This window comes from Pseudomonas sp. NBRC 111138, from assembly GCF_001320835.1.
Lineage (GTDB): Bacteria > Pseudomonadota > Gammaproteobacteria > Pseudomonadales > Pseudomonadaceae > Aquipseudomonas > Aquipseudomonas paracarnis.
Genome location: NZ_BCBO01000152.1, coordinates 1 through 3,671, shown reverse-complemented (window position 1 = coordinate 3,671; position 3,671 = coordinate 1). Strand labels below are relative to the sequence as shown.

Genomic DNA, 3,671 nt, shown 5'->3' with positions numbered 1-3,671 from the left:
CGCGAAAACGCTGATGGCGACCATACAAGCGGTGATAACAAGCGTTCATCTGCTGCCGCTGGGCGTCACTGATACGCAGGTCGAAGGCGTTGCTGTCGGCGTCTTCAAAACCATCGCTGAGGTTCTCAAAAGCCTGCAGCCGTTCAAAGCCCGGCAGGCTGCGCACCATGGGCAGGATGCGCGAGTGAAAGGTGCGCACCACCGCCTGGGCTTCCTTGCTGCCAAGGGGTTGGCCCCACAGGCTGAGAATTTCCATGAGTTTGTTGATGAAGTCCTTGCGCGACTCGCGGGTGAACGTCACCACCGTCATCGAACTCAGTTCAAAGCCCAGGTAATGGCTGAGCAGCAGGATGCGCAGCACCAAGGACGTCGACTTGCCGGCGCCAGCACCCGCAATCACCGAGGTCGAGGGGGTGTCGCTGAAAATCATCTTCCATTGCGCCGCGCTTGGCTGCGCATGGGCTGGCAGCAGGCGCGCGACATCGGCCTTCATGCGCTTCTTCACCTCCGCGGTGAGCGGCAATCGCCAGTCGTCGAACAGGCTGTCATCTATGCTTGGTGCGCTGTGCTCATCAGGGCGAAAGTCACGAATCAGCAGGACTTGCCGGCCTTCCTCGATGCCATCAGCTTTACCCTCGCGGTAACCGTATTCAACGCCCGCCTCATGCCCACTGCGAAAACCGTCGGCCTGGCCATGTAACCAGGAAAACCTGTGCTGCGCGCGCAAACGGGTGAGGCCATGGCCGAACAGGCGCGCAGCCAGCCGTTTCAGCAGCGGCATTTCAGCCAAGGGGCGCAGTTCGGGGGGCAGATCAGGCTGTTGTTGCGACACGCGGACTCCTGCGGTGAGCTTGTTTTGACCAAGGCGCCATGGTCGCCGGAAACGCCGCTCAGTTCCAGCCAATTGCTTTGCTGTCATGCAGTTAGGCGATGAAGTGAAAGTGAACACCGGGAATAATCATCGAAAAAACGGATCATAAACCGGCATTTTTTACGCTTTTTATCGATCATGCGCTGCGGGATGATGGGCTCATCAACAGGAGACGATCATGCTTGAACTTCGACCTTTCACCAGCCTGGGCGGCGCCCACCATGGCTGGCTTGACGCTCATCACCACTTTTCCTTTGCCGAATACCACGACCCCCAGCGCATGCACTGGGGCAACCTGCGGGTGTGGAACGACGACATCATCGCCCCCGGCAGCGGCTTTCCCCAGCACTCACACCGCGACATGGAAATCATCACCTACGTGCGCGAAGGGGCGATCAGCCATGCCGACAACTTGGGCAATAAAGGCCGCACCGAAGCCGGCGATGTGCAGGTAATGAGCGCGGGAACCGGCATTGCCCACAGCGAATACAACCTGGAGGCCACGCCAACCAAGATCTTTCAGATCTGGATCATTCCCAATGAAGCCGGCTTGCCACCGTCCTGGGGCGCCAAACCGTTTCCGCAAGGCAACCGCGAGGGCTTTGTGACGCTGGCCAGCGGCAAGGCTGGCGACAGTGAAAGCTTGCGGATTCGTGCCGATGCACGCTTGGTGGCCGCGAACCTGAAGGCCGGGGAAAGCGCGGAGTACCGGTTGGACAGCGGTCGCCGTGCCTACTTGGTGCCAGCCACGGGCGTGATTGACGTCAATGGTGTGCGGGCACAGGCGCGGGACGGCGTGGCGGTTGAGGATGAACAAGTGTTGCGGGTGACCGCAATCGAGGACAGCGAAATCGTGCTGGTGGACCTGGCCTGATCATGTAGGAGCGAGCTTGCTCGCGAAGAACTCACCGGCACCGCGTTCACTCAGGAAGCACGCGTTATCGTTGACGTTTTTCGCGAGCAAGCTCGCTCCTACATACAGTGTCAGTTATTGGCTGATTGCGCCGTCTACCAACACCTGCGCTTCTTCCACCAGTTGCTTGAGGTGTTCTTCGCCGATAAAGCTCTCGGCGTAGATCTTGTAGATGTCCTCAGTGCCCGAAGGCCGTGCGGCAAACCAGCCGTTTTCGGTCATGACTTTCAAACCGCCAATTGCCTGGTTGTTGCCCGGCGCATGGCTGAGGATCTGTTGAATGCTCTCCCCGGCCAATTGCGTGGACGTCACCTGCTCCGGTGATAGTTTGCCCAACAGGGCTTTTTGCGCGGGAGTGGCCTTGGCATCGACGCGAATGGCGAACGGCTCACCCAGGGCATCGGTCAAGCCACGGTAGATCTGGCTTGGGTCCTGGCCTTTGCGCGAGGTCATTTCCGCGGCCAGCAAGGCCGGAATCAGGCCGTCCTTGTCGGTACTCCACACACTGCCGTCCTTGCGCAGGAACGAGGCACCGGCGCTTTCTTCGCCGCCAAACCCCAACGAACCTTCAAACAAGCCATCGGCAAACCATTTGAAGCCCACCGGCACTTCGTACAGGCGACGGCCGATGCGCGCCGCGACGCGGTCGATCAGGCCGCTGCTGACCACGGTCTTGCCCACGGCCGCATCGGCACGCCAGTCCGGGCGGTTCTGGAACAGATAGTCGATGGACACCGCCAGGTAGTTGTTGGGCGCCAGCAAACCACCGGAAGGCGTGACGATGCCGTGGCGGTCGTGGTCCGGGTCGCAGGCGAAGGCAACGTCGAAACGCTCCTTGAGACCGATCAGGCTTTGCATGGCATAGCTGGAGGACGGGTCCATGCGAATCTGGCCGTCCCAGTCGACGCTCATGAAGCGAAAGGTGGCGTCGACCTCGGTATTCACCACCTCCAGGTTCAAACGGTAGTGCTCGGCAATCGCCGACCAGTAGCGCACCCCTGCTCCGCCCAGCGGATCCACGCCCAAGCGCAGGTCGGCGCTGCGGATCGCGTCCATGTCGATCACATTGATCAGGTCGGCCACATAGCTGTTGAGGTAGTCATGGCGATGGGTGGTGTCGGCCTTGAGCGCCTGGCCGTGAGTGATGCGCTTGACCCCGGCCAGCTTGTTGGCGAGCAGTTCGTTGGCCTTGGCTTCGATCCACTTGGTGACGTGAGTATCGGCTGGGCCACCGTTAGGCGGGTTGTACTTGTAGCCGCCACTTTGCGGCGGGTTGTGAGACGGTGTAATCACAATGCCGTCCGCCAGGCCGCTGGTACGGCCCCGGTTATAGCAGATGATGGCGTGGGAAATCGCCGGCGTCGGCGTGTACTCGTCGCCCTCGGCCAGCATGACGTGCACGCCGTTGGCCGCCAGTACTTCCAAGGCGCTGGCACCGGCTGGCGTCGACAATGCATGGGTATCCAGGCCGACAAACAAAGGGCCGGTAATGCCCTGAGCTTCGCGGTACAGGCAAATGGCCTGGCTGATAGCCAGCACATGCCACTCGTTGAAACTCAGTTCGAACGAACTGCCACGGTGCCCGGAGGTACCAAAAGCCACGCGCTGAGTGGAGATCGCTGCATCAGGCTGGCCGGTGTAATAGGCCGTGACCAGTCGCGGGATATCCACCAGCAACTGGGCTGGTGCCGGCTTGCCCGCAAAAGGACTGATAGTCATGCATAAACCTCGCAAAGAAGGATTCGGAAAAAATGACAGTTTACTGGGACTTGGACTACTGCGCGACGGTATCGATCCGACGGTCTGAAGAGAAATTTCATACGCTACATCCTGATCGGCTGTCAGGCCGCTATCGCAGGCAAGCCGGCTCACACATTGGATAGTTGT

The 3,671-nt window shown here is 60.2% G+C and carries 3 protein-coding genes; 1 reads left to right on the top strand and 2 read right to left on the bottom strand.

What is annotated here, in order from left to right; translation table 11 throughout:
- A partial coding sequence (locus tag APH41_RS25370) for a UvrD-helicase domain-containing protein (protein WP_156359095.1) occupies window positions 1–832 on the bottom strand: 832 nt, incomplete at its 3' end.
- A gap of 217 nt (window positions 833–1,049) precedes the next feature.
- On the opposite strand from APH41_RS25370, the gene APH41_RS25365 reads away from it, so the two are divergent.
- A complete protein-coding gene (locus APH41_RS25365) occupies window positions 1,050–1,745 on the top strand; it encodes a pirin family protein (protein ID WP_054922186.1) in 696 nt (231 codons plus the stop codon).
- A gap of 114 nt (window positions 1,746–1,859) precedes the next feature.
- On the opposite strand, the gene pgm is transcribed toward APH41_RS25365, so the two are convergent.
- Window positions 1,860–3,503, bottom strand: a complete 1,644-nt coding sequence (gene pgm / locus APH41_RS25360) for a phosphoglucomutase (alpha-D-glucose-1,6-bisphosphate-dependent) (RefSeq protein WP_054922183.1) — start codon at window positions 3,501–3,503, stop codon at window positions 1,860–1,862.
- Between the last annotated feature and the right edge of the window lie 168 nt (window positions 3,504–3,671).